Here is a 21749-nt window from a genome sequence, read left to right as displayed (position 1 = left end):
TCTGCCTGAATGTTACGCGCAGGCCAGCACGCTCTCGGCCACGCATTCCGGGTGCGACTGCAGGCGTGCCAGTGCATCGGCATAAGCGGGCATAGCATGAGCGGCTCCCTGTCGTTCAACGCACAGGGAGGCAAACGCTGCGGCGAACAGTGCAGCCTGTTCCAGAGAAACGCCGGCGGCCAGCCGGGCAGCCAGCGCACCGTTAAAGGCATCGCCCGCGCCGGTTGTATCAAGCGGCGTGGCGGGAAACACCGGAATATGCAGCAGCTGTTGCCCGTCAGACAGTAAGGCGCCCGCCGTACCCAGGGTAATAATTACCTGACGTGCGCCCTTGCGGTGCAGCACAAGGGCGGCCTGCCGGGCGCTGGCGAGGTCCGTGACCTTCACGCCGGTCAGCAGCATGGCTTCGGTGCTGTTGGGCGTCAGCAGATCGACCTTTGCCAGCAGAGCGTCACTGATTTTTTGAAACGGTGCCGGATTAAGGATGACAAAGGTATTTGCCGCCCGGGCATGATCGATCATGCGCTGAATCGCGCTCAGATTATTTTCCAGCTGTACCAGCAAAATATCCGCCGCGGCAACGGTCGGCCTGCAGCGCGTCACTTCCGCTGCGCTGACGGTGAGATTCGCCCCAGGATAAACAGAAATCATATTCTCAGCGTCATTACCGGCCACGTAAATCAACGCATTGCCGGTGGGTTTCTCTTTGCAGGTGAACAGCGTAATGGCATCAAAGCCGGTTTTTTCCAGATGCCGGCGGGCAAATATGCCGAAGTCGTCGTTGCCCACTTTGCCGATGTAGTGCACCCGGGCGCCCGCACGAAGCGCGGCGGTGGCCTGATTCGCGCCTTTGCCGCCGGGCCCCATCATGCTGTGCTGGGCAATTAACGATTCACCCGGTAGCGGAAAGCGGGCCATGCCTGCCACGATATCCAGGTTGAAGGAACCGAACACGCACACTTTGCCTTTCATTTTTCCCCTCCAAAACAGCGCTCGGCGGCCAGACAGGCACCGCGACAGCCCGTGTGATCGGTCGCATGGCTGAAAACGATTTTTAAACCCTGGCGCGTAACGGGCGGTCGCAGATATTGCTGAATGGCGCTGCGCAACTGCACCAAGGGAAAATCCGCCATCGACAGTACGCCCCCGCCCAGAATCAGGTACTCGGGATCCAGAATGTTCATTTCGCTGGCGATCAGCTGTGCCAGCCGCTGCACAAACGCCCGCAGATCAGGGTGATCGCCATGCCGGGTAAAGAGTTGCGAAATCCCCGTATCCGGCTGTTGTGCTGCCGCCCAGGTGCTGAGCCAGTGACCGGATATCAAGGTTTCGGCACAGCCCCGGTTGCCGCACGGGCAGGGCAGGTCGTTGTTCGCCAGCGGAATATGGCCCAGCTCGCCTGAGCCGCCATGATGACCATGATAAAAGCGGCCTTCCAGCCACAGGCTGTTACCCAGACCGGTGCCGGGATATAACCCCACGGCATTATTGGGTAACGTCTCCAGCTGCAGCAGATCCCACAGCATCAGGTGGTTCACATCTTTATCCATGGCAACCGGAACGCCAAGGCGCGCGCTGAGCCGTGCCACGACGGGTTGTTGATCCAGCGCCTGAATAAAGGGCAGCGAGATCACCTGCTGGCGGTCACGGCTGAGAATGCCGGGCAGGCCAAGCATCACCCCGCTTACCGGCTGCGCCTCCAGCGTTTCGCAAATCAGATCGCCAAGCGCGACCAGCGCATCCGCCTGTTGCGACCAACAGGCGGTCGGCACTTTACGGAAGCCGCACCAGTTCCGGCCTTCTTCCATCAGCTGCAAACGGGTACTGGTGCCGCCAATATCAATGCCAAGCCAGCGTGATTTCATGCAGACTCCTGCGCCAGTCCCTGCGCGGCATCAATACTGTCGCGCATCATTGTCCAGGCGGTGGAGAGATCGTCATGCAGGTTGAACAGGCCCGAGGTGCCGACAATCAGCACTTCCGCTCCGGCTTCCAGCAGGGTGCGATAAGTGCGTTGATTACAGGAGCCATCGATCTCAATCAAATAGTGGTAGCCGTGGGCGCGTTTTAACGCACTGAGTGCCCGAATCTTCTCCACCATTTCCGGTATGAAGGGTTGCCCGGCATAACCCGGATCCACCGTCATCACCGTGATCTTATCCAGCAGATGCAGGTAATGATGAATAAAGGACACCGGCGTGGCGGGGTTCAATACCACGCCCGGTTTTTTCCCCAAACTGCGAATCAGGTTGATCACCCGGAAGGCATCCCGATTGATCGTCTCTGCGTGCGGGCAAATATAGTCCGCTCCGGCGTTGGCGACTGCCTCAATAAAATCGGTGGGCTGCTCAACCATCAAATGCACATCGATAGCCACTGGCGTGTGCGGGCGAATTTGCTCAATAAAGAACGGTGAGAGCGTGATATTTTTGACGTAGTGACCATCCATGATATCAACATGCAGGAAGTCAGCGCGGGTGTTCAGCACAGCCAACTGCTGCTTGATCTCCATCAGGTTCATACACATCAACGACGGGGAGATTTGAATTCGCATCATACTTCCTTTTTCTCAGTCAGAGGATTCAGTACCGCACTCAGGCGCTTGCTGCGCTTCATGGCACGGCGTTCATTGAGTCGGGCTTTACCCTGTTTCACGGCCAGCACCACAATCAGCACTGCGCCCCACATCGCCAGGCTGACGTGCTGGCTGATATTCATCAGGTTGAAGCCAGTTGAGAGGATCTGCAGGGCAATCAGCGCCAGCACGACGCCGGTCACACGGCCAAAACCGCCGTTGGGATCGGTGCCGCCAAGAATAATGGCCAGCACGGTCAGCAGCAGGTACGCATCGCCATAGCCCATACGCGCAGAGTTAAATCGCGCCATCATCACGAGCCCCGCCAGCACGCATAGCAGGCTGGAAATCACATACACCAGCACGATCATGCGATGCGTATTAATTCCGCTAAACCAGGTGGCATTAATGTTGCTACCGCCCATATAGATGCACTTACCTGCACGGGTTTTCCCCAGGAACACCGCCAGCAGCGCTGCGGCCACGAAAAAGACCCACAGCGGCAGAGGAATGCCCAGCAGCGTGTCGGCGCCCAGTGCGCGCACCACCGGCGGCATGCCGCTCACCGCGGCGCCTTTTGTCAGCCAGATGCCGATGCCGTTGAGGGTAATCATGGTGGCCAGGGTCACCAGAATGGGATGGGCACCGATGCGGGTTACCATCACGCCGGTGATCAGGCCAATCAGTGCAGCAATCAACATGGCACCGAGCACCGCCAGCAGCAGCCAGGCCAGCTGCTGACCGGTTCCCGCCCCGTCTGGCAACATGCCGAGTAGCACCCAGGCGATGAACAGGCTGGTCAGGTTGGCGGTGGTAATAATCGCCAGGTTTAATCCGCCACTCAGAATGGCAATAAACATCGCCAGGGTGAGCAAGCCCAGTTCAGGCAGTTGAAAGGCCATGCTGAGAAAGGTGGAATCGGTAAAAAAACGGCCGGGCAGCAGGATGCTGAACAGCGCCATCGCAAACGCGATGAGCAGCAGCAGGCCGGTATTGGTACCGTCAGGTTTCAACGCAGATAAAAGTTTCATGTGTGCTTCTCCCATCAGACAAAGCTGACGTCAGTCTCTTTGCGCTTTTTATAGTGCGTGACGGCGATGGCGACCATAATCACGCCACCGACCACGATGTTCATGAAATAGTTGGATACGCCAATCAGGTTGAGGCCGTTCTTTAAAATGGCGATCAGGAAAACCCCCATTAAGGTGCCGCTGACCGTGCCTTTTCCGCCCATCAGGCTGGCACCACCCAGCACGGTGGCAGCCAGCACATCCAGTTCACCGCCGACCAACGCGTTTGGCACCACTTCACCCATGCGATAAACCTGCACCAGTCCGCCAATGGCCGCCATCGCCCCCAGCCAGCCGTAGGCAAAGAGGTGAATCAAACCAACGCGAATCCCGATGCGCCGCGCGGACTCCGCATCACCGCCCACGGCATAAAGCTGGCGGCCCAGATGCGTTTTGTTGAGTAACACGGCCGTCAGGGTGGCGATGACCAGCAGGACGAGCAGGGGCAGGCCAAGCTGAAACGTCTGGCCCTGCCACTCAAACGGCAGCACGCTGCGAAGGGTGATCCACCATTCAGGCAACTGATAGAGGCTGCGTCCGCCGGTTGACCACATCAGCAGCCCAAACAGCAGCGACTGCATGCTGATCGTGATGATGATGGAGACCACCCGCAGCCAGGTAATGAGCCAGGCGTTGATCATGCCGAACAGCGTGCCGCAGGCCACCGCCAGGCCAATACTCAGCAGGGCATGATCAAACTGATAGCGTACAAACAGGGTGGCGATGAAGTACTGCACCACCGAGGCCACGGCAGCAAAGGAGATATCGATGCCGCCGGTGACCAGCACCACAAAGAGCCCAAGTGCGAAGATGCCGGTGACCGCATAGCTTTCGGCTAAATCCAGCAGGTTTTGTACGCTGAGGAACTGGTCGCTGGACAGCGAAAACACCCCAATAAACAGCAGTAAAACCCAGGTCAGCCAGCCCTGGCTGGAATGAGGACGTAAACGGGATAAGTCAGGCATTGATGACCTCCGCCAGTTGCTGTTCTTGCACTCGGTCTGGCTGGTATTCGGCATGGATCGTCCCCTCACGGAAATGCAAAATGCGGTCGCAGTTGTGCCAGACCTCCGGGACTTCATCGGAAATCAACATAATCGATAAGCCTTCTCGCGCCAGTTCGTGGATCAGCTGGTAGATACTGGCCTTCGCGCCGACATCGACGCCGACGGTGGGCGAGTCAAGAATTAACAGGCGAGGTTGAGTGAGTACCCACTTGGCTAAAACAATCTTTTGCTGGTTGCCGCCGGAAAGCGTGGAAATTGCCTGCTCGGGATCGGCTACCCGGACGCCAAGCTGCTGAATCCACTGCAGGATCAGCCTGTTCTTACGGTATTCATCAATCAGGTGAAAGCGGTTTTGCAGCTTATCGAGAATCGGCAACACCATGTTATCGGCCACCGACTGTTGCTGAACCAGCCCCAGCGTCAGACGGTCTTCTGAGACATAGCCAATACCGGCTTTGATGGCGTCTTCATGGCTACGGAAGCGTACCGGTTTCGTGTCCAGCCAAATCTTGCCGCTGTCGGGCTGGGTCATACCAAATAGCGACAGAGCCAGCTCGGTACGACCCGAACCCAGCAGGCCACAGAGCCCCAGCACCTCGCCTTCGTACAAACGAAAATTCACGTCGTGGTACTGCCCGCTCCGGCTGAGGTGTTCGACTTCCAGCAACACGCGATCGCGCCTGCGCGTGACGTTTTTCAACGGATATTCCAGCTTCTGTCCGGTCATCAGTTCTGTCAGACGGTGCGGCGTCATGTCCTGTGCTGGCCAGCTGCCAACCCTGCGGCCATCGCGAATAACCGTCACCCGATCGGAGATTTCCAGTACTTCATCCAGTCGATGGCTGACAAACACCACACAGATGTTTTTCTGTTTGAGATAGCGCACCGTGCGCAGCAGCTGATTCACTTCTGTTCGGGTTAGCGAGGCTGTGGGTTCGTCCATGATCACCAGCCTGGCATCGGCAACGAGTGCCCGGCAAATCGCGACCTGTTGCCGCTGGGCAATGGAGAGGTGCGCCACTTTCTCGTTGAGATCGAGTTCAAACTGAAGCTCGTCAACGATACGTCGGGCGCTGGCATGCAGCCTTTTACGCTGATGCCAGCCGAACAGGCCACGCAGGTTGTGTTCAAACGCAATGTTTTCGGCCACGCTCAGGTTAGGGAACAGAGACAGATCCTGATAGATCACCTGTATACCAAAGTCTCTGGCCTGCTGGGTTGAGAGGCGGGGCAAAATTTCCCCTTCGCCCAGACGGATCTCGCTGCCCTCATCCGGCGCATGAACGCCTGAAATCACCTTAATGAGCGTGCTTTTGCCACAACCATTCGTCCCGGCAAGGCAGTGCACTTCTCCGGCCAGCAGCGTCAGCGAAATATCGCTCAGCGCACGATGACCACCAAACGTTTTCGACAACGCATCTAACGTCACGAGCGTCTGCGGTGCGACAGGTCTCATCTCTACAGCCCCAGCTTAATCAGTTTCGGCAGGTTGGCTTTATCCAGGCTTTCGGTGTTATTGCCCAGAAGGGTATGCGTCGTGTCATCGACCCGGACCTTGCCTAATCCCTCAATGGTCATGCCATCTTTAATGGGCGTGTTTTTCTCCATCATCTCGGCAAGACGGACAAACACTTCACCGGCCGTATGGGGATTCCAGATATAGCCGCCTTTGATCGCGCCCCGGTTGACGAGCTGCGCGCCCTGGCCCGGACTGAAGGCTCCGATGACGCACACCTGGTTAATCTTATTGCGGTTCATTACGGCCCGTCCTGCGCCGATAGGGCCCTGTGAGCCAAAGGCTAAAATCCCTTTCAGATTGGGATATTTAGACATCAGCTCGTTGGTGGTACGGATTGAATCATCCAGCGATTCGCCTACGCCAAATTTGTCGGTGACCAACTGCATTTTGGGATAATGCTGTTTTTGATACGCCAGCGCGGCGTCGGTCCACTGCTGGTGGAGCGGCACCGTCAGGCTGCCAACGTACATGGCGTATTGCCCTTCATCGTGCATACAGGCTGCCAGCGCTTTCATATGGTTGATGCCGTGGGTGGCTGCATCCACTAACTCAAAGTCCCAGTTGGCGAATTTCTGACTCGGTGATTCATGGGTAATCACTTTGATGCCCGCATCGCGCGCCCGCTGTAAGACGGGCTCCAGGACTTTAGGATCGTTGGGGACCACGCCAATGATATCGACTTTCTGCGCAATCAAATCCTCAATAGCGCGTACCTGCAAGGCGGGATCGGCTGCGGTGGGTCCGACCATCCATGCATCTATGCCGCTTTTCGCCGCTTCACTTTTAATCCCGGCTTCCATCGCGTTGAACCATGGAATACCGCCAATTTTCACCACGATGCCCATACGTATTTTTTCTGCTGCCTGAGCCTGGAATGCGAATAATGCGATCAGGGAGCAGGCGATAAGCTGTTTTTTCATAGTGACTCCATTTATTGATTAATAAGCTGCACGGACTGAGGCCGTTGTGAACAGTCGATAATATTTACCCCGTTCCACGCCAGTTCCTGTTCCAGCTCTTTATCTTTTAACTGGTCGGTAATAAGAAAATCCACATCGCGATAATGACAAACACGCGCGAATGAGGGCCGAAGAAACTTAGAGCTATCCATTAATAAATGTTTGCGTTCAGCTGCCAGAATGAGTTGTTGTTTTAAATGTGCATTATGTTCATTCCCCTCGCGTAAATAACCGTCGTTGCCCAAACTGCTACAGGAAAAAAAGATTTTATTTATTTGAAACTCTTTTAACGGTTGTTCAGTCACGATGCCGTGAAAATCTTCATAGCGATCGGAATATTCGCCACCCAGGCAGATCGTGCGAATACTGCTGCGCGCCGCCAGGGTCTGCACAATGCGTAAAGAATTAGTTAATACAGTTAATTCAATATCCGGTAACTGTCGGGCCAGATAAAAACACGTGGTACTACTATCGAGTAATAAACAATCGCCTGGGCTAATAAACCCCAGCGCCCGCTTAGCAATGGTCATTTTGGCATCGACATGTTCATTAATTCGCTGCCGGAAAGATAATTCATACTCATTAATGGCCCGGTTATTTATCTGAATGGCTGCATTATATTGTTTAACCGGAACAGCGCCGCCATGGCTTCGCTGGAGTATGCCTTTCTTTTCCAGTTGGGCTAAATCCCGACGAATCGTTTCCTGCGAAACCTGACATAAGGCGGTCAGTTCAGCGACAATCACGCGTCCATTACGCATTAATTCATCAATAATTCTCTGCTGGCGTTCAATCGGCAACATGCTGGCCTCCGAGGGTTATAAAGTACTGGAAGGCACGCGGCAAAAATGTGGCCTGAGCGTGGCTACGCAGGTCACTCTTCTCACAGCGTGCGTAAAGAGATATTTGTTGGGTTTTTTATGAAAAACTATGTAATAGGTATATTAAAGACGTGACTGATATCACTAAATTAGGGTTAATTAACCGTAAGAAACAGGGCTGACAGGCTTTTATGCCTGCACCTGTGGCGACTATAACATGCCTGTTTTTGACCGTTTATGTGTATTTGACCGATTCGACTGGCGGGAATGTCCGACGAATCCGATTGAGCGCAACAGAGTGAAACAGCATGATGACTATTCTGCAGAGATCACCGCCTTTCTTTTGTTGTAAAGCGGATGTTTTTTAGTCGGTTAGCTGCGCTTGCTGAGCACTTCACAGAATGCGGCCCTCGTGACGTGCGCTATTGCGCTATCATCTTCCACTCAAAGAAGTTGGGGTTCGATTTTCTTAATGTGGTATGGGATGAAATCGCTGTTTGCGTTGTCTGTTTTTATGGTTGCCGCTGCTCAGGCTGATCCGGTACAGAAGCTGTTTTCTGACTGGCAACTCACCTGCAATAATGCGGCGCATTGCGTTGCGCGCAGCATACCTGGCGACCAGGGCCTGGTTATGACGCTTTCCCGCAGTGCGGGATCCGATGACAAACCGTTACTGCGCATCGATTACGGCAGTGCATACAGCGGCGCGCTGCCCGGCCCGGCGCTGCAAGATAATCTTTTAGTCGATCAACGTCGGCTGCGGCCTGACTTCAAGCACTGGACGGTTGAGCCACACCATCTTGCTACCAGCAATCCTATCGCCATTAACGAATTTCTTGAACTGACCATGGATGCGAAAAGCCTGCAGCTGACGTTCAATGCCGGTCCGCAGATTTCGTTGCGCGGTATGAAAGCCGCGTTGTTATTTATGGACGATGTGCAGGGCCGGGTGAATAGCATGAGTGCCTGGGTCAGGCGCGGAGGAAGAACCGGCGTCCCGGCCGCACCGGCCGTACCGCAACTGCCGCCGGCGATGGCTGCGCCTGCGCCACTGACGCGTGACGAGACCAGCGGGCTGATCGACTACGGAACGTGGCGGGTAAATTCGGATACCTGTTCCCTTGATCCCCTGCGCCGCGAAGTCAGCGTCTCGCCGCTGACAGACAAAAAAGCGCTGCTGCTGGTCAGCTGTGAAATGGGCGCATATAACGTGATCGATCTGGCTTTTGAAGTAACGCGTGCGCCGCCCTATGTGGCGCGTGGGATTACGCTGACCTTGCCTTTTACCCCGCCGGGCGCATCAGAGCGCCAGCTGGAGCTGATTAACGCAGATTATGATGCGGCAAGCGGGCAGCTCTATACCTTTGGCAAAGGACGCGGACTTGGCGACTGTGGTACCGCGACCCGCTGGCAGTTTGACGGCGAGCATTTTGTTTTAGCCGAGTATGCCGAGGAGTCAACCTGCGATGCCTGGCACAGCAGTGACGACTGGCCCACGCTTTGGGTGAGCCAGTCAGCCTCATCAGCGGTGAGCGGTTAAGGAATCGCCTGGACCATCATCGGCGAGCCGTTCTGATTGCCCACCAGCTCAGCGAGCAGGTTGTTTACGCCGTCACTCATCGGCGTAAAGCGCGTCAGAGGCGAGCGGGTAACGACCACAAAAACCCCGACGTTTTGCTGGGGAACCATCGCCATATAGGTGATGAAGCCGCCGCCGCCGCCGGTTTTCTGGATAATGCCAGGGCGACCGTTGGCCGGCCCCATATAAACCCACCCCATTCCCAGCGCGTCGGCTTTGCCCGGCACGTCCATGCCGTCAACTTTATGCAACTGGTCGCGACGGTAGATCAGCGTCTGCAGGCGGTCGATCTGTGGCGTACGGTGATTTACCGAGGAGTTGAGGAACTGCTGCATCCAGCGGCCCATATCATCAGGCGTCGAATATACGCCACCGCTGCCGATGGCCGCCAGCGTGTTATTACAGGGGCTGGCGCCTTTTTCCGCCACCATCAGGCGTGCGCACTGCTCAGGTGACGGCGTAAAGGTGGTGTCTTTCATCCCCAGCGGACGGGTAATTAACTGCTGCAGCAGGGCAGGATAAGGCTTACCGGCCGCGCGCGACAGCGCATCGCCCAGCAGGTCATAACCGAGATTGGAATAGGCCGCATTGGTGCCGGGGGCGGCTTTAAGGCTGGCCGTGTTTAACCAACGCCAGCGTTCACTCTGTGTCGGCCAGACAAACACCGGACGATGGGGTTTGCCGCCGGGCTGCTCTCGCGGCAGACCGCTGGTATGGGTAGACAGGTTAATCAGCCGAATGGGCTGACCATCAAAACTGGGCACCCGCTTTCCGGGCGGTGCATATTTACTGAGCGGATCGTCAAGGCGAATCTCCCCGCGCTCGGCCATCTTCACCATGACTTCACTGGTCATCAGCTTGCTCAGTGAGGCAATACGAATTAACGAATCCTTTTGGGGGCGAATATTGTTTCCTGGCCGCGTGTCACCAAAGCTGGCGAAAACCCGCTGATTACCATCTATTGCGACCAGCGCCATGCCTGTCGCACCGCTGGCATAGAAGATATGCTCCGCATAGCGGTCAACAATTTGGGATGCCAGCAACGGATCGGGCGCAACCTGCGCCATGCTTTTAAGGGGAAGCAAAGAAACCAGTAGAGCCAGTACGTAAGGAGTGCGCATTTTCAACGGAGAGGGCTTCGCTATAGGAATCGGGTGAAAACCTATAGTAATCAGTTTGCGGATGACGGGAAGAGCAAAGGACAGTTTTTTTTGTTTCGGATTACAGCATGCGGGCCAGACGGGCCGGTGACGTCACGGGATTGGCGCCGCATTTTGCCCCTGAAAGCCACCTGACTGAACCGGCGCAGGGCGAGCACGGGACACCCGTTCGGTCAGGTGCGTTTGTACATGCGCCGGGGATGGCCCACCTTGCCATACAGCATTTCGACCGTCAGAAAGCCGGTTTCCACGCAGTGCTCCAGGTAGCGGCGGGCGGTCGTTTTACTGAGCCCGGTTTCTGTCATCACCTCATCGACCGAAAAAAGGCGCGTTGTGGCGGGCGTAAACAGTGTCTGAACCCGGGCCAGGGTATTTTCCTCAATGCCTTTGCTGCCGTTATCGTGCGGGTAGTTCTTCGCCTGCAACTGATACAGTACATCGACATTTTTCTGATCGACAATTTTCCATGTGCGCTGCTGGTCTGCGAAGGCGATGAAGTTGGCAAGCGAGCGGTTAAGGCGTTTCCAGGATACCGGTTTAAGCACGTAATCAAAGGCACCGTTGCGAATGGCCTGGCTGCAGGTATCCATATCACTGGCCGCCGTAATAAAAATAATGGAGCAGTTCGCGTTGGCCAGCAACGGATCGCCAATCAGGGTGATGCCTTTGCCATCAGGCAGGTAGTTATCCAGCAGCACCAACTGTGGCGCGGTCAGTTCAAGCTGCTGTCTGGCTTCTGCCAGGGAGCTGGCTATGCCGACCAGCCTGAGCTCAGGGTGCTTACCAATCAGTTCTGCATGAAGCTGAGCCAGTTCAGGCTCATCTTCAACAATCAGGACAGTAACAGGATCATGTTGCATCGCGGACGTTCTCCGTTTCCGTTACGGGACAGCTGTTGGTTTGCGCACAGGGGATAAACAGCGAAAACACCGCGCCACGGGGCACGTTGTCGCTGACCTCAATGGTTCCCCCTGCACGGGTAATATAGCTTTCGGTTAAATACAACCCGATGCCGTGATCGCCTCGGGTTTTGGTCGTCATGCCACGTTCAAACATGCGCTCGCGGATCGCCGGCGTAATGCCCACGCCGCGATCCGCCACTTCAATGAGCAGCTCACGGGTACTGAGTTTAATCAGTACTTCAACAGGTTCATGAGGCAACGGGGCGCGCTGCGTGGCTTCAATGGCGTTGTCCAGCAGGTTGCCAATGACCGAAATCAGTTCGGCATCGGAAAGCGCGGGAAACGGCTTATCCATCAGGCACGCGGGATCAAAATGGAGAATGACGCCTTTTTCTCTGGCGCGCGCGGCTTTGCCCAGTAATAAGCCGCACAGCAGAGGCGAAGTGAATCGAGCCGAGACAAAGTCCAGCAACTCCTGCTCGTGCTCGGACTGCGCTTCAATGTAACCAATCGCTTCGTCAAAACGCCCCATGTGCAACAGCCCGGAAAGCGTGTTCATGCGGTTAAGCTGTTCATGACGCATGATGCGCAGGTTATCGACATAACGTTTCACCTGGCTGAGTTGGGCGCTGAGGGAATCGATGTCGTTAAAATCGCGAAAGGTGATCACCCATCCCATTAGCGCGTCCTCCAGCATGATGCGCACCCGGCTGGCGATGACGGTCAGCGAGTTAAATTGGCAAATTTCATCGTGGGTATCTTTTTCCAGCATTACGGGCTGCGATAAAAAGGGCACGGGGGAGACGATCTGGCTGACAGACTCGCCGCGCAGCGCCTCGGCGGACTGTGACAGTCCCAGCAGCTTGCGGGCAGCCTGATTAATCACTTCGATCCGCAGTTGTTCATTGATAACAATGACGCCTTCATAGATCGATTCCATCATGGCTTTTTGCTGGCGGACCATCAGGCCGATCTCGCGCGGTTCCAGCGAGAAAATCTGTTTTTTAATATTACAGGTAAAAAACCAGGAGAAAATAAACAGGGCAATCAGCACCAGCGCCGCCACGATCAACAGGTTGATCATGTTGCTGAAGGTGATGGCATCCAGATAGCGGGCGAGGTAGCCAACAGAAACAATACCGACGACCTGGCCGCGATCGTTGAGAATAGGCGCCTTACTTCGCAGTGACATTCCCAGGCCGCCTGTCCGAATGGTGGTGATACTTTTCCCTGCCAGCACCGCTGCGTTATCGCCGCCCACCAGCGGTTTGCCAATCCTGTCCGCCGTCACCGAGTGAAAAAGATGCAGGGCCTGGTTATCGCCAATCACAATAAAACTGGCATCGCTTTTCCGGGCGATAGCCTTCATCAGCACATTGATGGTCGTGATGTCACGATCCGCCACCGCTTTTTTCAGTTCCGGAATCAGCGCGATCTCGTCTGCCTGAACCTTCGCGCGCATGCTCATCGCCTGATAAAGCTGCCGGGTGATGCTGACGTAATAATAGCTTCCCAGTAACACGAACAGGACAGACGAAAAAACCACGAGCGAAAGAAACAGCTTCGTTTGAAATGACAACTTCATGACTGTCACACGTATTTTGGAATAATAACTTCAATGTATCATCTTTTTAACAATAGGAACTACATCGGTTTAATTATTTGATAAATAGTGATTTTTATCGATTATATAGGCTAAAAAATCCCCTTGAAAGGCTGAATAACGGCAGCGGGGAATAAAAACCATAAACACCACGGCGATTATCACGATGCGGATCACGCTCTGGAAATAACACCATTAAAACTTTATGCCAGATACCTTCTTCTTCACGTAATTCCGCCTTTTTTCCCGGCATCCTGAAAAAAAAACGATGACGCAAAGAGGATAATAATGAGCTCACCTGATAATTCTTTTCTGTCTGACACGCTGACCCGTTCACCGCGCAGGAAAACCCTGAAAGAGCAGTGGTGGCATATTATGGATAACTGGAAAGTCGGGATTATTCCTCTGCCGCTGTTTGTGCTGGCCGGTGCGCTCATTGCGGTAGACTGCCTGAGTGGAACGCTAAAAAGCGATATCGTGGTCATGGTCGCCACGCTGGCCTTTTTTGGCTTTGCCTGCGGAGAGTTTGGCAAACGCCTGCCCGTGGTGGGCCGTTTAGGGGCAGCGGCTATCTGCGCCACCTTTATTCCTTCTGCGCTGGTGTACTACGGTTTGCTTCCCGACATCGTGGTAACGTCCACGACGCAATTCTACAAATCGACCAATATTCTCTATCTTTACATTTGCTGCATCATTGTTGGCAGCATCATGAGCATGAACCGCACGGTGCTGATCCAGGGCTTTCTGCGCATCTTTTTCCCCATGCTCTGTGGTGAAATCGTGGGGATGATTGTCGGCATGGGCGTGGGTTTAGCGCTGGGGCTGGAACCCTTCCAGATTTTCTTTTTCATCATTCTGCCCATTATGGCGGGAGGCGTCGGTGAAGGTGCCATTCCGCTCTCCATCGGCTATGCGGCATTGCTCCATATGGATCAGGGCGTGGCGCTGGGCCGCATCCTGCCCATGGTTATGCTGGGTGGCGTGACCGCCATTATTATCTCCGGCTGTCTGAACCAACTGGGTAAACGTTATCCGCACCTCACCGGGGAAGGCCAGCTGATGCCAAACGTGACCAATGTTGAACCCGAGCCGCTGCAGTCCGTTTTCTCCGGTAAAGTTGACGTGACGGCGATTGCGTCCGGGGCGCTGCTGGCGGTGCTGCTCTATATGGTAGGGATGTTAGGGCAGAAGCTGACAGGACTGCCTGCGCCGGTAGGGATGCTGTTTCTGGCCGTGCTGGTAAAACTGGTGAATGGGGTTTCTCCGCGTATTCTGGCCGGTTCTCAGGTGGTCTATCGCTTCTTCCGCACGGCGGTAACCTATCCGGTTCTGTTTGCCGTCGGCGTCGCCATCACGCCCTGGCATATTCTGGTTACCGCGTTTACGCTCACCAACCTGCTGGTGATTATCAGCACGGTCAGTGCGCTGGTCGCAACGGGCTTCTTTGTCGGGAAAAAGATTGGCATGCATCCCATCGATGTTGCCATTGTTTCCTGCTGCCAGAGTGGGCAGGGCGGTACGGGCGATGTGGCGATTCTTACCGCCGGTAACCGCATGGGCCTGATGCCGTTTGCGCAGATCGCCACGCGCATCGGCGGGGCCATTAACGTTTCGCTCTCGTTGTTATTACTGAGCCATTTTCTCAAGTAAACCTGTTACGCCGACTGAAGCGCTCGCAAAGCAGCATGGCTCCCGAACGGTGCAGGCGTGAGATAGCCTGCATCCCTTGCCGGGAGTAGGGCTGAGAAAGTGGGAGAGGCTGAGAGAGACGAAAACAGGCGTTCAGAAAAGCGACGTGCCAGCGCAGGGCTGGCACGTCGTGTTGGCCAGGCGACCTGACGCAAAGCAGCAGGTCGCTCAGCAGCAAGTGGATTATGCGGGTTTCAGCAGTGCTTCTGCATGGCTGACGATGTTTTCCACCGTAAAGCCAAATTCAGCAAACAGCTTCTCGGCCGGCGCCGACTCGCCGAAGGTCGTCATGCCCACAATGGCACCGTCCAGGCCAACATATTTATACCAGTAGTCGGCGATGCCTGCTTCTACCGCCACGCGCGCTTTGACCGCAGAAGGCAGCACCGACTCACGGTAAGCGGCATCCTGTGCGTCAAACAGGTCAGTGGAGGGCAGTGAAACCACGCGCACCTTGTGACCGCCAGTTGTCAACTTCGTCGCGGCACCCAGGGTTATTTCTACCTCGGAGCCGGTCGCAATCAGGATGATGTCTGGCGTGCCGTCGCACTCCTTCAGCACATAACCGCCGCGCTTGATGTTAGCCACCTGCTCTGCGGTACGCTCAGGCTGAGCCAGGTTCTGACGCGACAGGATCAGCGCTGTCGGGCCATGGTGGCGCTCAATCGCTGCCTGCCAGGCTATTGCCGTCTCCACCTGGTCACAGGGGCGCCATACGCTCATGTTTGGCGTCACGCGCAGGCTGGCAATTTGCTCAACCGGCTGGTGGGTCGGGCCGTCCTCGCCCAGGCCAATGGAGTCATGGGTATACACCATAATCTGCCGGGCCTTCATGAGTGCCGCCATGCGCGCCGCGTTACGGGCGTACTCAACGAACATCAGGAAGGTGGCGGTATAGGGCACGAAGCCGCCGTGGTGGGCAATGCCGTTACCGATCGCCGTCATGCCAAATTCACGCACGCCGTAATGGATGTAGTTTCCGGCCGGATCGTCTTTGATGGATTTTGAGCCAGACCAGATGGTGAGGTTGCTCGGTGCCAGGTCGGCAGAACCGCCCAGAAACTCTGGCAGCAGTTTGCCATAGGCTTCCAGGGCATTCTGCGAGGCCTTGCGGCTGGCAATTTTTTGCGGATTGGCCTGCAGCTCGGCAATAAACTTCGCGGTTTCCGCTTCCCAGTTTGCCGGCATGCCGCCGTTCATGCGGCGCTCGTACTCGGCCGCCAGCTCTGGATAAGCCTGCTTATAGGCCGCCAGTTTGTTGTTCCAGGCTTTTTCGCGCTCAGCGCCGGCCTGTTTGGCATCCCACTGCTGGTAAATCTCTTTGGGGATCTCAAACGCCGGATAGTTCCAGCCCAGTTGCTTACGGGTCAGCGCCACTTCTTCTTCGCCTAACGCCGCGCCGTGGGCTTCTTCTTTACCGGCTTTATTCGGTGAGCCGAAGCCAATGACCGTACGGCAGATGATCAGTGACGGCTTGTCGGTGACGCTCTGCGCTTCCTGAATCGCGGCTTTAACCGCATCGGCGTCATGACCGTCGATTTCACCCACAACGTGCCAGTTATAGGCTTCAAAGCGTTTGTGCGTATCGTCGGTAAACCAGCCTTCGGTTTCACCATCAATAGAAATACCGTTGTGATCGTAGAAGCCAATCAGTTTGCCCAGTCCGAGCGTACCGGCCAGCGAGCAGACTTCATGAGAAATGCCTTCCATCAGACAACCGTCGCCCATGAAAACATAGGTGAAGTGATCGACGATATCGTGATCGGGACGGTTAAACTGGGCCGCCAGCGTGCGCTCAGCAATCGCCAGACCAACGGCGTTCGCCAGGCCCTGGCCCAGCGGACCTGTGGTCGTTTCCACGCCTGGCGTATAGCCAATTTCCGGGTGGCCCGGCGTTTTAGAGTGGAGCTGGCGGAAGTTTTTCAGTTCTTCAATCGGCAGATCGTATCCGGTCAGGTGCAACAGGCTGTACAGCAGCATGGAACCGTGGCCATTTGAAAGGATAAAGCGGTCACGATCCAGCCAGGCGGGGTTGGTTGGGTTGTGCTGGAGGAAATCGCGCCACAGGACTTCGGCGATATCAGCCATGCCCATTGGCGCACCAGGATGACCTGATTTTGCTTTTTGTACCGCATCCATACTTAATGCGCGAATCGCATTAGCCAACTCTCTGCGTGAGGACATAAAGGGTCTCCCTTGTTAAGCATCAGGGCGGGAGTGCTCCCGCCCGGTAAAAGAGGGGGAAAACTACAGGCGCGCTGCCAGCACATCTTCCAGTTTTTGCTGGTCAACGGCGAACTGACGAATACCGTCTGCCAGTTTCTCTACCGCCATCGGGTCCTGATTATGTTCCCAACGGAATTCGGCTTCGGACAGCGGGGAAGGCTGGTGGAAACATTCGGTTGAGGGTTCGAGCTTGCGCTCTACGGGCTCCTCACTGTTTTGCAACTCTTCCAGCAGGTTAGGCGAAAGCGTCAGGCGGTCACAACCGGCCAGGGCAAGCACCTGCTCAACTTTACGGAAGCTGGCGCCCATGATGATGGTGTCATAGCGGTGCTTCTTGTAGTAATCGTAAATGCGGCGTACGGATTTCACGCCGGGATCTTCATCCACGTGATACGGGTCCATCGGTTTGCGGGTGTTGTACCAGTCGTAAATACGGCCCACAAAAGGTGAAATCAGGTAAACACCGGCTTCGGCACAGGCACGGGCCTGCGCGAAGGAGAACAGCAAGGTCAGGTTGCACTGGATACCATTTTTTTCCAGTTCTTCAGCCGCCTTAATGCCTTCCCAGGTGGAAGCCAGTTTGATCAGGATGCGTGAGCGGTCAATGCCGTGTTCTTCATACATGCGAACCAGCTTTTCCGCTTTCGTGACGCACATGCCACGATCGAAGGAGAGGCGCGCATCCACTTCGGTCGAAACACGGCCCGGTATGCTTTTCAGGATTTCCATACCGAGATTGATTGCCACTTTGTCGCTGGCGTTGATGATCTGCGTCTCTTTGCTGCCGCCCTGCTTTTTCGCATAGTCGATGGCGTCATCAATCAGGTGTTTGTAAGGCTGGAGAGCAGATGCTTTCAGAATAAGCGAGGGGTTGGTGGTCGCATCTTGTGGGTGATAATTTCGAATCGATTCGATATCGCCACTGTCAGCCACCACGGTAGTGAACTGTTTAAGGGCTTCAAGCTGGTTCATTTCTACACTCCTTGAAAAAAACGTTGTAACGAAAGGGAACACCTCTGGCCTCGTGCCCTAATCAGTGCAGACATTACCGGTCGCAGTAACGCCGACTCACCACCTTGCAACAGACAGGGTGCAGTGAAAATGCGTTTTCTCTGAATGTTGTGCGATGGGGGTAGCGCGCAATCATCCGAGATGACATTTCTGCGGATAACGACTGCCCGGTTATTAAGAATAGCAGCCATGACAAATGACGCAGACCAGACTGTAACAATCTGTGCCTTAAGAAATGAGGTTCTTTGAAGCGCCTCACCGCTTTGTGGTTGTCTGCTTTCTATACTGGGCGTTCACTTACCTGGCGAAGAAGGATGTCAAATGGATGACCAACTGAAGCAAAGTGCGCTCGATTTTCACCAGTATCCCACTCCCGGCAAGATTCAGGTCTCGCCCACTAAACCGCTGGCCACTCAGCGCGATCTGGCCCTGGCCTATTCACCCGGCGTCGCCGCACCCTGCTTAGAAATTGCCGCCGATCCCCTGGCCGCCCATAAATACACCGCACGCGGTAATCTGGTGGCGGTCATTTCTAACGGCACGGCGGTGCTGGGCCTGGGCAACATTGGTGCGCTGGCCGGTAAGCCGGTGATGGAAGGCAAGGGCGTTTTATTCAAGAAGTTTGCCGGTATTGACGTCTTTGATATTGAGGTCGATGAGCACGATCCCGATAAGCTGATTGAGATCGTCGCGGCGCTGGAACCCACCTTCGGCGGCATCAACCTGGAAGATATCAAAGCGCCAGAGTGTTTCTATATTGAGCAGCAGCTACGGCAACGCATGAAAATCCCGGTGTTCCACGACGATCAGCACGGCACGGCGATTATCTGCACGGCGGCGGTGTTAAACGGATTGCGTATTATCAAGAAGGCGATTTCCGACGTGCGGCTGGTGGTCTCCGGCGCGGGCGCCTCGGCGATTGCCTGCATGAATCTGCTGGTCGCGTTGGGTTTGCAGAAGCACAATATTCAGGTGTGCGATTCAAAAGGGCTGATCTACCGAGGGCGCGAGCCCAATATGGCGGAGACCAAGGCCGACTATGCGGTTGAGGATCAGGGAAAACGTACGCTGGCCGAGGTTATTGAGGGCGCCGACATTTTTCTGGGCTGCTCTGGCCCGGATGTCCTGACGCCTGACATGGTCAAAACCATGGCCAGCGATCCGCTGATTCTGGCGCTGGCGAATCCGCAGCCAGAAATTCTGCCGCCGCTCGCTAAGGCCGTGCGGCCTGACGCCATTATCTGCACCGGCCGTTCTGACTATCCTAATCAGGTGAATAACGTCCTGTGCTTTCCGTTTATCTTTCGGGGAGCGCTGGATGTTGGCGCAACGGCCATCAATGAAGAGATGAAGCTGGCGGCGGTGCACGCGATAGCCGAGCTGGCGCAGGCGGAGCAGAGCGATGTGGTGGCTTCGGCCTATAGCGATCAGGACCTGAGCTTTGGCCCGGAATATCTGATCCCCAAACCCTTCGATCCCCGGTTAATTGTGCAGATCGCCCCGGCGGTGGCGAAGGCGGCGATGGATTCCGGTGTGGCGACCCGGCCCATTAGCGACTTCGACGCCTATCGCGAACAGCTCACGGAATTCGTCTATAAAACCAATCTGTTTATGAAACCGATTTTCTCTCAGGCGCGCAAAGCGCCGAAGCGCGTGGTGCTGGCAGAGGGGGAAGAGGTTCGGGTGCTGCATGCGACGCAGGAATTAGTGTCGTTGGGGCTGGCAAAACCTGTTTTGATAGGCCGCCCGAACGTTATCGCGATGCGCCTTGAAAAGCAGGGGCTGAAGATCGAAGCCGGAAAGGATTTCGAAATCGTCAACAACGAATCCGATCCCCGTTTTAAAGCATACTGGAACGAGTATTACCAGATGATGAAGCGGCGCGGCGTAACGCCCGAGCAGGCACAGCGCGCGGTGATCGGTAATCCGACGCTCATTGGGGCCATCATGGTCTATCGCGGTGAAGCGGATGCGCTCATCTGCGGCACCATCGGGGATTACAACGAGCACTACGAGATTGTGGAGAAAGTGCTGGGCCTGCGTTCCGATGTGAAAGTGGCAGGGGCCATGAATGCCTTGCTGCTGCCGCACGGCAACACCTTTATTGCGGATACCTACGTAAATGAAGATCCCACACCCGAACAGTTAGCGGACATCACGTTAATGGCGGCCGAAACCGTGCGGCGATTTGGTATTGAACCGCGGGTTGCCCTGCTGTCGCACTCCAGCTTTGGCACCTCAAATTCTCCTGGCGCTCGAAAAATGCGTGACGTACTGGCGCTGGTGCAGCAGCGCGCACCTGAGCTGGAAATTGACGGCGAGATGCACGGCGATGCGGCACTGGTAGAGAGCATTCGTCGGGAGATCATGCCCGACAGCCCGCTGAAAGGCAGCGCCAACCTGTTGATTATGCCCAACGTGGAGGCGGCACGAATCAGCTACAACCTGCTGCGCGTCTCGCACGCTGACGGCGTGACGGTGGGGCCGGTGCTGATGGGGATGACCAAACCCGTGCACGTACTCACCCGCATCGCCTCCGTGCGGCGCATCGTTAATATGGTGGCGCTGGCGGTGGTAGAAGCACAAACCCAGCCGCTGTAACACAACGGGGCCGCATGCAGCCCCGATTTTCACCTTCGCGCATGAAAGCGCTGTTAACTTTGTCTTCCTGCCCGTTACGCGGGGCAGGAAGACGAACGTCACTCGGGCAGGTTAAGCCAGTTCTTCACCGGCAGAAAATCGCGGTAGAGCGCGGCCTCTGGCGAATCCGGCTCAGGATGATAATCATATTCCCAGCGTACCAGAGGCGGCAGAGACATCAGAATCGATTCCGTTCTGCCTCCGGTTTGCAGGCCAAACAGCGTGCCGCGATCCCACACCAGATTAAATTCCACGTAGCGACCACGACGATAGAGCTGAAACTGACGTTCACGCTCGCCAAACGGCAACGACTTGCGGCGCGCCACGATGGGCTGATAGGCGTCCAGGAATCCCCGGCCCACCGCCTGAATCAGCGCGAAGCTTTTTTCAAAGCCAGGCAGATGAACATCATCGAAGAACAGGCCACCAATGCCGCGCTGCTCGTCACGATGTTTCAGGTAGAAATAGTCGTCGCACCATTTTTTAAAGCGCGGGTACACGTCCTCGCCAAAAGGCTGGCAGAGATCAAATGCCGTCTGATGCCAGTGCAGCGCATCCTCTTCGAAACCGTAAAACGGTGTCATATCGAAGCCGCCGCCAAACCACCAGATAGGCTCGGCACCTGGTTTTTCGGCAATAAAGAAACGCACGTTGGCATGGCTGGTCGGCACATAGGGATTGTGCGGATGAATCACCAGCGACACGCCCATGGCTTCAAAACTGCACCCGGCCAGTTCAGGCCGATGCGCGGTAGCGGACGCGGGCATCTGATCGCCATGAACGTGCGAAAAGTTGACGCCGGCCTGTTCAAAGACGGCGCCATCACGCAGCACGCGGCTTCGTCCGCCGCCGCCGCCGGGGCGCTGCCAGCTGTCTTCAATAAAATGGGCACCGCCGTCTTCGGCGGTCAGCTTGCGACAAATCTCATCCTGCAAATCCAACAGGAACGTTTTTACACGGGAGATATCTGGCATGTGATGAGCTTCTC

Annotated in this window: 18 protein-coding genes; 3 read left to right on the top strand and 15 right to left on the bottom strand. The window is 55.7% G+C overall.

What is annotated here, in order from left to right:
• Positions 1-12: 12 nt before the first annotated feature.
• The 8 genes from EL29_RS12175 to EL29_RS12140 are packed head-to-tail and all read right to left on the bottom strand — an operon-like array spanning position 13 to position 7933.
• On the bottom strand, positions 13-972 hold the full coding sequence (locus tag EL29_RS12175; protein ID WP_013026668.1) for a ribokinase: 960 nt from the start codon (positions 970-972) through the stop codon (positions 13-15).
• Positions 969-1865 carry an allose kinase gene (alsK, locus tag EL29_RS12170; RefSeq protein WP_013026667.1) on the bottom strand — a complete coding sequence of 299 codons (897 nt, stop codon included), beginning with the start codon at positions 1863-1865 and terminating at the stop codon, positions 969-971. The genes EL29_RS12175 and alsK overlap by 4 nt, the downstream gene beginning before the upstream one ends.
• On the bottom strand, positions 1862-2554 hold the full coding sequence (alsE, locus tag EL29_RS12165; protein WP_014605304.1) for a D-allulose 6-phosphate 3-epimerase: 693 nt from the start codon (positions 2552-2554) through the stop codon (positions 1862-1864). The genes alsK and alsE overlap by 4 nt, the downstream gene beginning before the upstream one ends.
• The gene (locus EL29_RS12160; RefSeq protein WP_014605305.1) at positions 2554-3606 is read right to left on the bottom strand and encodes an ABC transporter permease; all 1053 of its coding nucleotides are present in this window, start codon (positions 3604-3606) and stop codon (positions 2554-2556) included. The genes alsE and EL29_RS12160 overlap by 1 nt, the downstream gene beginning before the upstream one ends.
• Positions 3607-3620: 14 nt before the next feature.
• Positions 3621-4610 (bottom strand): ABC transporter permease, encoded by a 990-nt coding sequence (locus EL29_RS12155; RefSeq protein WP_014605306.1) that lies wholly within the window; start codon positions 4608-4610, stop codon positions 3621-3623.
• On the bottom strand, positions 4603-6108 hold the full coding sequence (locus tag EL29_RS12150; protein WP_013026664.1) for a sugar ABC transporter ATP-binding protein: 1506 nt from the start codon (positions 6106-6108) through the stop codon (positions 4603-4605). The genes EL29_RS12155 and EL29_RS12150 overlap by 8 nt, the downstream gene beginning before the upstream one ends.
• A 2-nt stretch (positions 6109-6110) precedes the next feature.
• Positions 6111-7091 carry a substrate-binding domain-containing protein gene (locus tag EL29_RS12145; RefSeq protein ID WP_013026663.1) on the bottom strand — a complete coding sequence of 327 codons (981 nt, stop codon included), beginning with the start codon at positions 7089-7091 and terminating at the stop codon, positions 6111-6113.
• Positions 7092-7102: 11 nt separating this feature from the next.
• On the bottom strand, positions 7103-7933 hold the full coding sequence (locus EL29_RS12140; RefSeq protein WP_013026662.1) for a DeoR/GlpR family DNA-binding transcription regulator: 831 nt from the start codon (positions 7931-7933) through the stop codon (positions 7103-7105).
• A gap of 490 nt (positions 7934-8423) precedes the next feature.
• Between EL29_RS12140 and EL29_RS12135 the strand changes: the two genes are divergently transcribed.
• Positions 8424-9491 carry a DUF1176 domain-containing protein gene (locus EL29_RS12135; RefSeq protein ID WP_014605307.1) on the top strand — a complete coding sequence of 356 codons (1068 nt, stop codon included), beginning with the start codon at positions 8424-8426 and terminating at the stop codon, positions 9489-9491.
• Here the strand turns inward: EL29_RS12135 and ampH are convergent.
• The 4 genes from ampH to EL29_RS12115 all read right to left on the bottom strand — a co-directional run bounded on the left by ampH (position 9488) and on the right by EL29_RS12115 (position 13493).
• Positions 9488-10651 carry a D-alanyl-D-alanine-carboxypeptidase/endopeptidase AmpH gene (gene ampH / locus EL29_RS12130; RefSeq protein ID WP_014594262.1) on the bottom strand — a complete coding sequence of 388 codons (1164 nt, stop codon included), beginning with the start codon at positions 10649-10651 and terminating at the stop codon, positions 9488-9490. The two genes, EL29_RS12135 and ampH, sit on opposite strands and share 4 nt — an antisense overlap.
• A 212-nt stretch (positions 10652-10863) precedes the next feature.
• On the bottom strand, positions 10864-11550 hold the full coding sequence (locus tag EL29_RS12125) for a response regulator (protein WP_013026659.1): 687 nt from the start codon (positions 11548-11550) through the stop codon (positions 10864-10866).
• Positions 11540-13177, bottom strand: a complete 1638-nt coding sequence (locus tag EL29_RS12120) for an ATP-binding protein (protein WP_014605308.1) — start codon at positions 13175-13177, stop codon at positions 11540-11542. The genes EL29_RS12125 and EL29_RS12120 overlap by 11 nt, the downstream gene beginning before the upstream one ends.
• A gap of 94 nt (positions 13178-13271) precedes the next feature.
• Complete coding sequence (locus tag EL29_RS12115) at positions 13272-13493, bottom strand: hypothetical protein (protein WP_133345033.1); 222 nt, start codon at positions 13491-13493, stop codon at positions 13272-13274.
• Here EL29_RS12115 and EL29_RS12110 point away from each other — a divergent pair.
• Positions 13484-14845 (top strand): 2-hydroxycarboxylate transporter family protein, encoded by a 1362-nt coding sequence (locus EL29_RS12110; RefSeq protein WP_014594259.1) that lies wholly within the window; start codon positions 13484-13486, stop codon positions 14843-14845. The genes EL29_RS12115 and EL29_RS12110 overlap by 10 nt on opposite strands.
• 222 nt (positions 14846-15067) lie before the next feature.
• Here the strand turns inward: EL29_RS12110 and tkt are convergent, their stop codons facing one another.
• Together tkt and tal are read right to left on the bottom strand one after the other, a co-directional pair.
• Entirely contained in the window at positions 15068-17068 is a 2001-nt protein-coding gene (gene tkt / locus EL29_RS12105; protein WP_019106053.1) for a transketolase, read from the bottom strand.
• Between the two features lie 63 nt (positions 17069-17131).
• Positions 17132-18082, bottom strand: a complete 951-nt coding sequence (gene tal / locus EL29_RS12100; protein WP_014594257.1) for a transaldolase — start codon at positions 18080-18082, stop codon at positions 17132-17134.
• 360 nt (positions 18083-18442) lie between these two features.
• Between tal and maeB the strand changes: the two genes are divergently transcribed.
• A complete protein-coding gene (gene maeB / locus EL29_RS12095) occupies positions 18443-20722 on the top strand; it encodes an NADP-dependent oxaloacetate-decarboxylating malate dehydrogenase (RefSeq protein WP_013026654.1) in 2280 nt (759 codons plus the stop codon).
• 98 nt (positions 20723-20820) lie between these two features.
• Here the strand turns inward: maeB and hemF are convergent, their stop codons facing one another.
• Positions 20821-21735, bottom strand: coding sequence for an oxygen-dependent coproporphyrinogen oxidase (gene hemF, locus EL29_RS12090; protein WP_013026653.1), 915 nt, complete (start codon positions 21733-21735; stop codon positions 20821-20823).
• Positions 21736-21749 lie beyond the last annotated feature (14 nt).

Origin of the sequence: Pantoea ananatis LMG 2665, assembly GCF_000710035.2 — a bacterium.
Taxonomy (GTDB): domain Bacteria; phylum Pseudomonadota; class Gammaproteobacteria; order Enterobacterales; family Enterobacteriaceae; genus Pantoea; species Pantoea ananatis.
The sequence above is the reverse complement of the archived record's forward strand: the minus strand, read 5'-3'. Positions and strand labels throughout refer to the sequence as shown.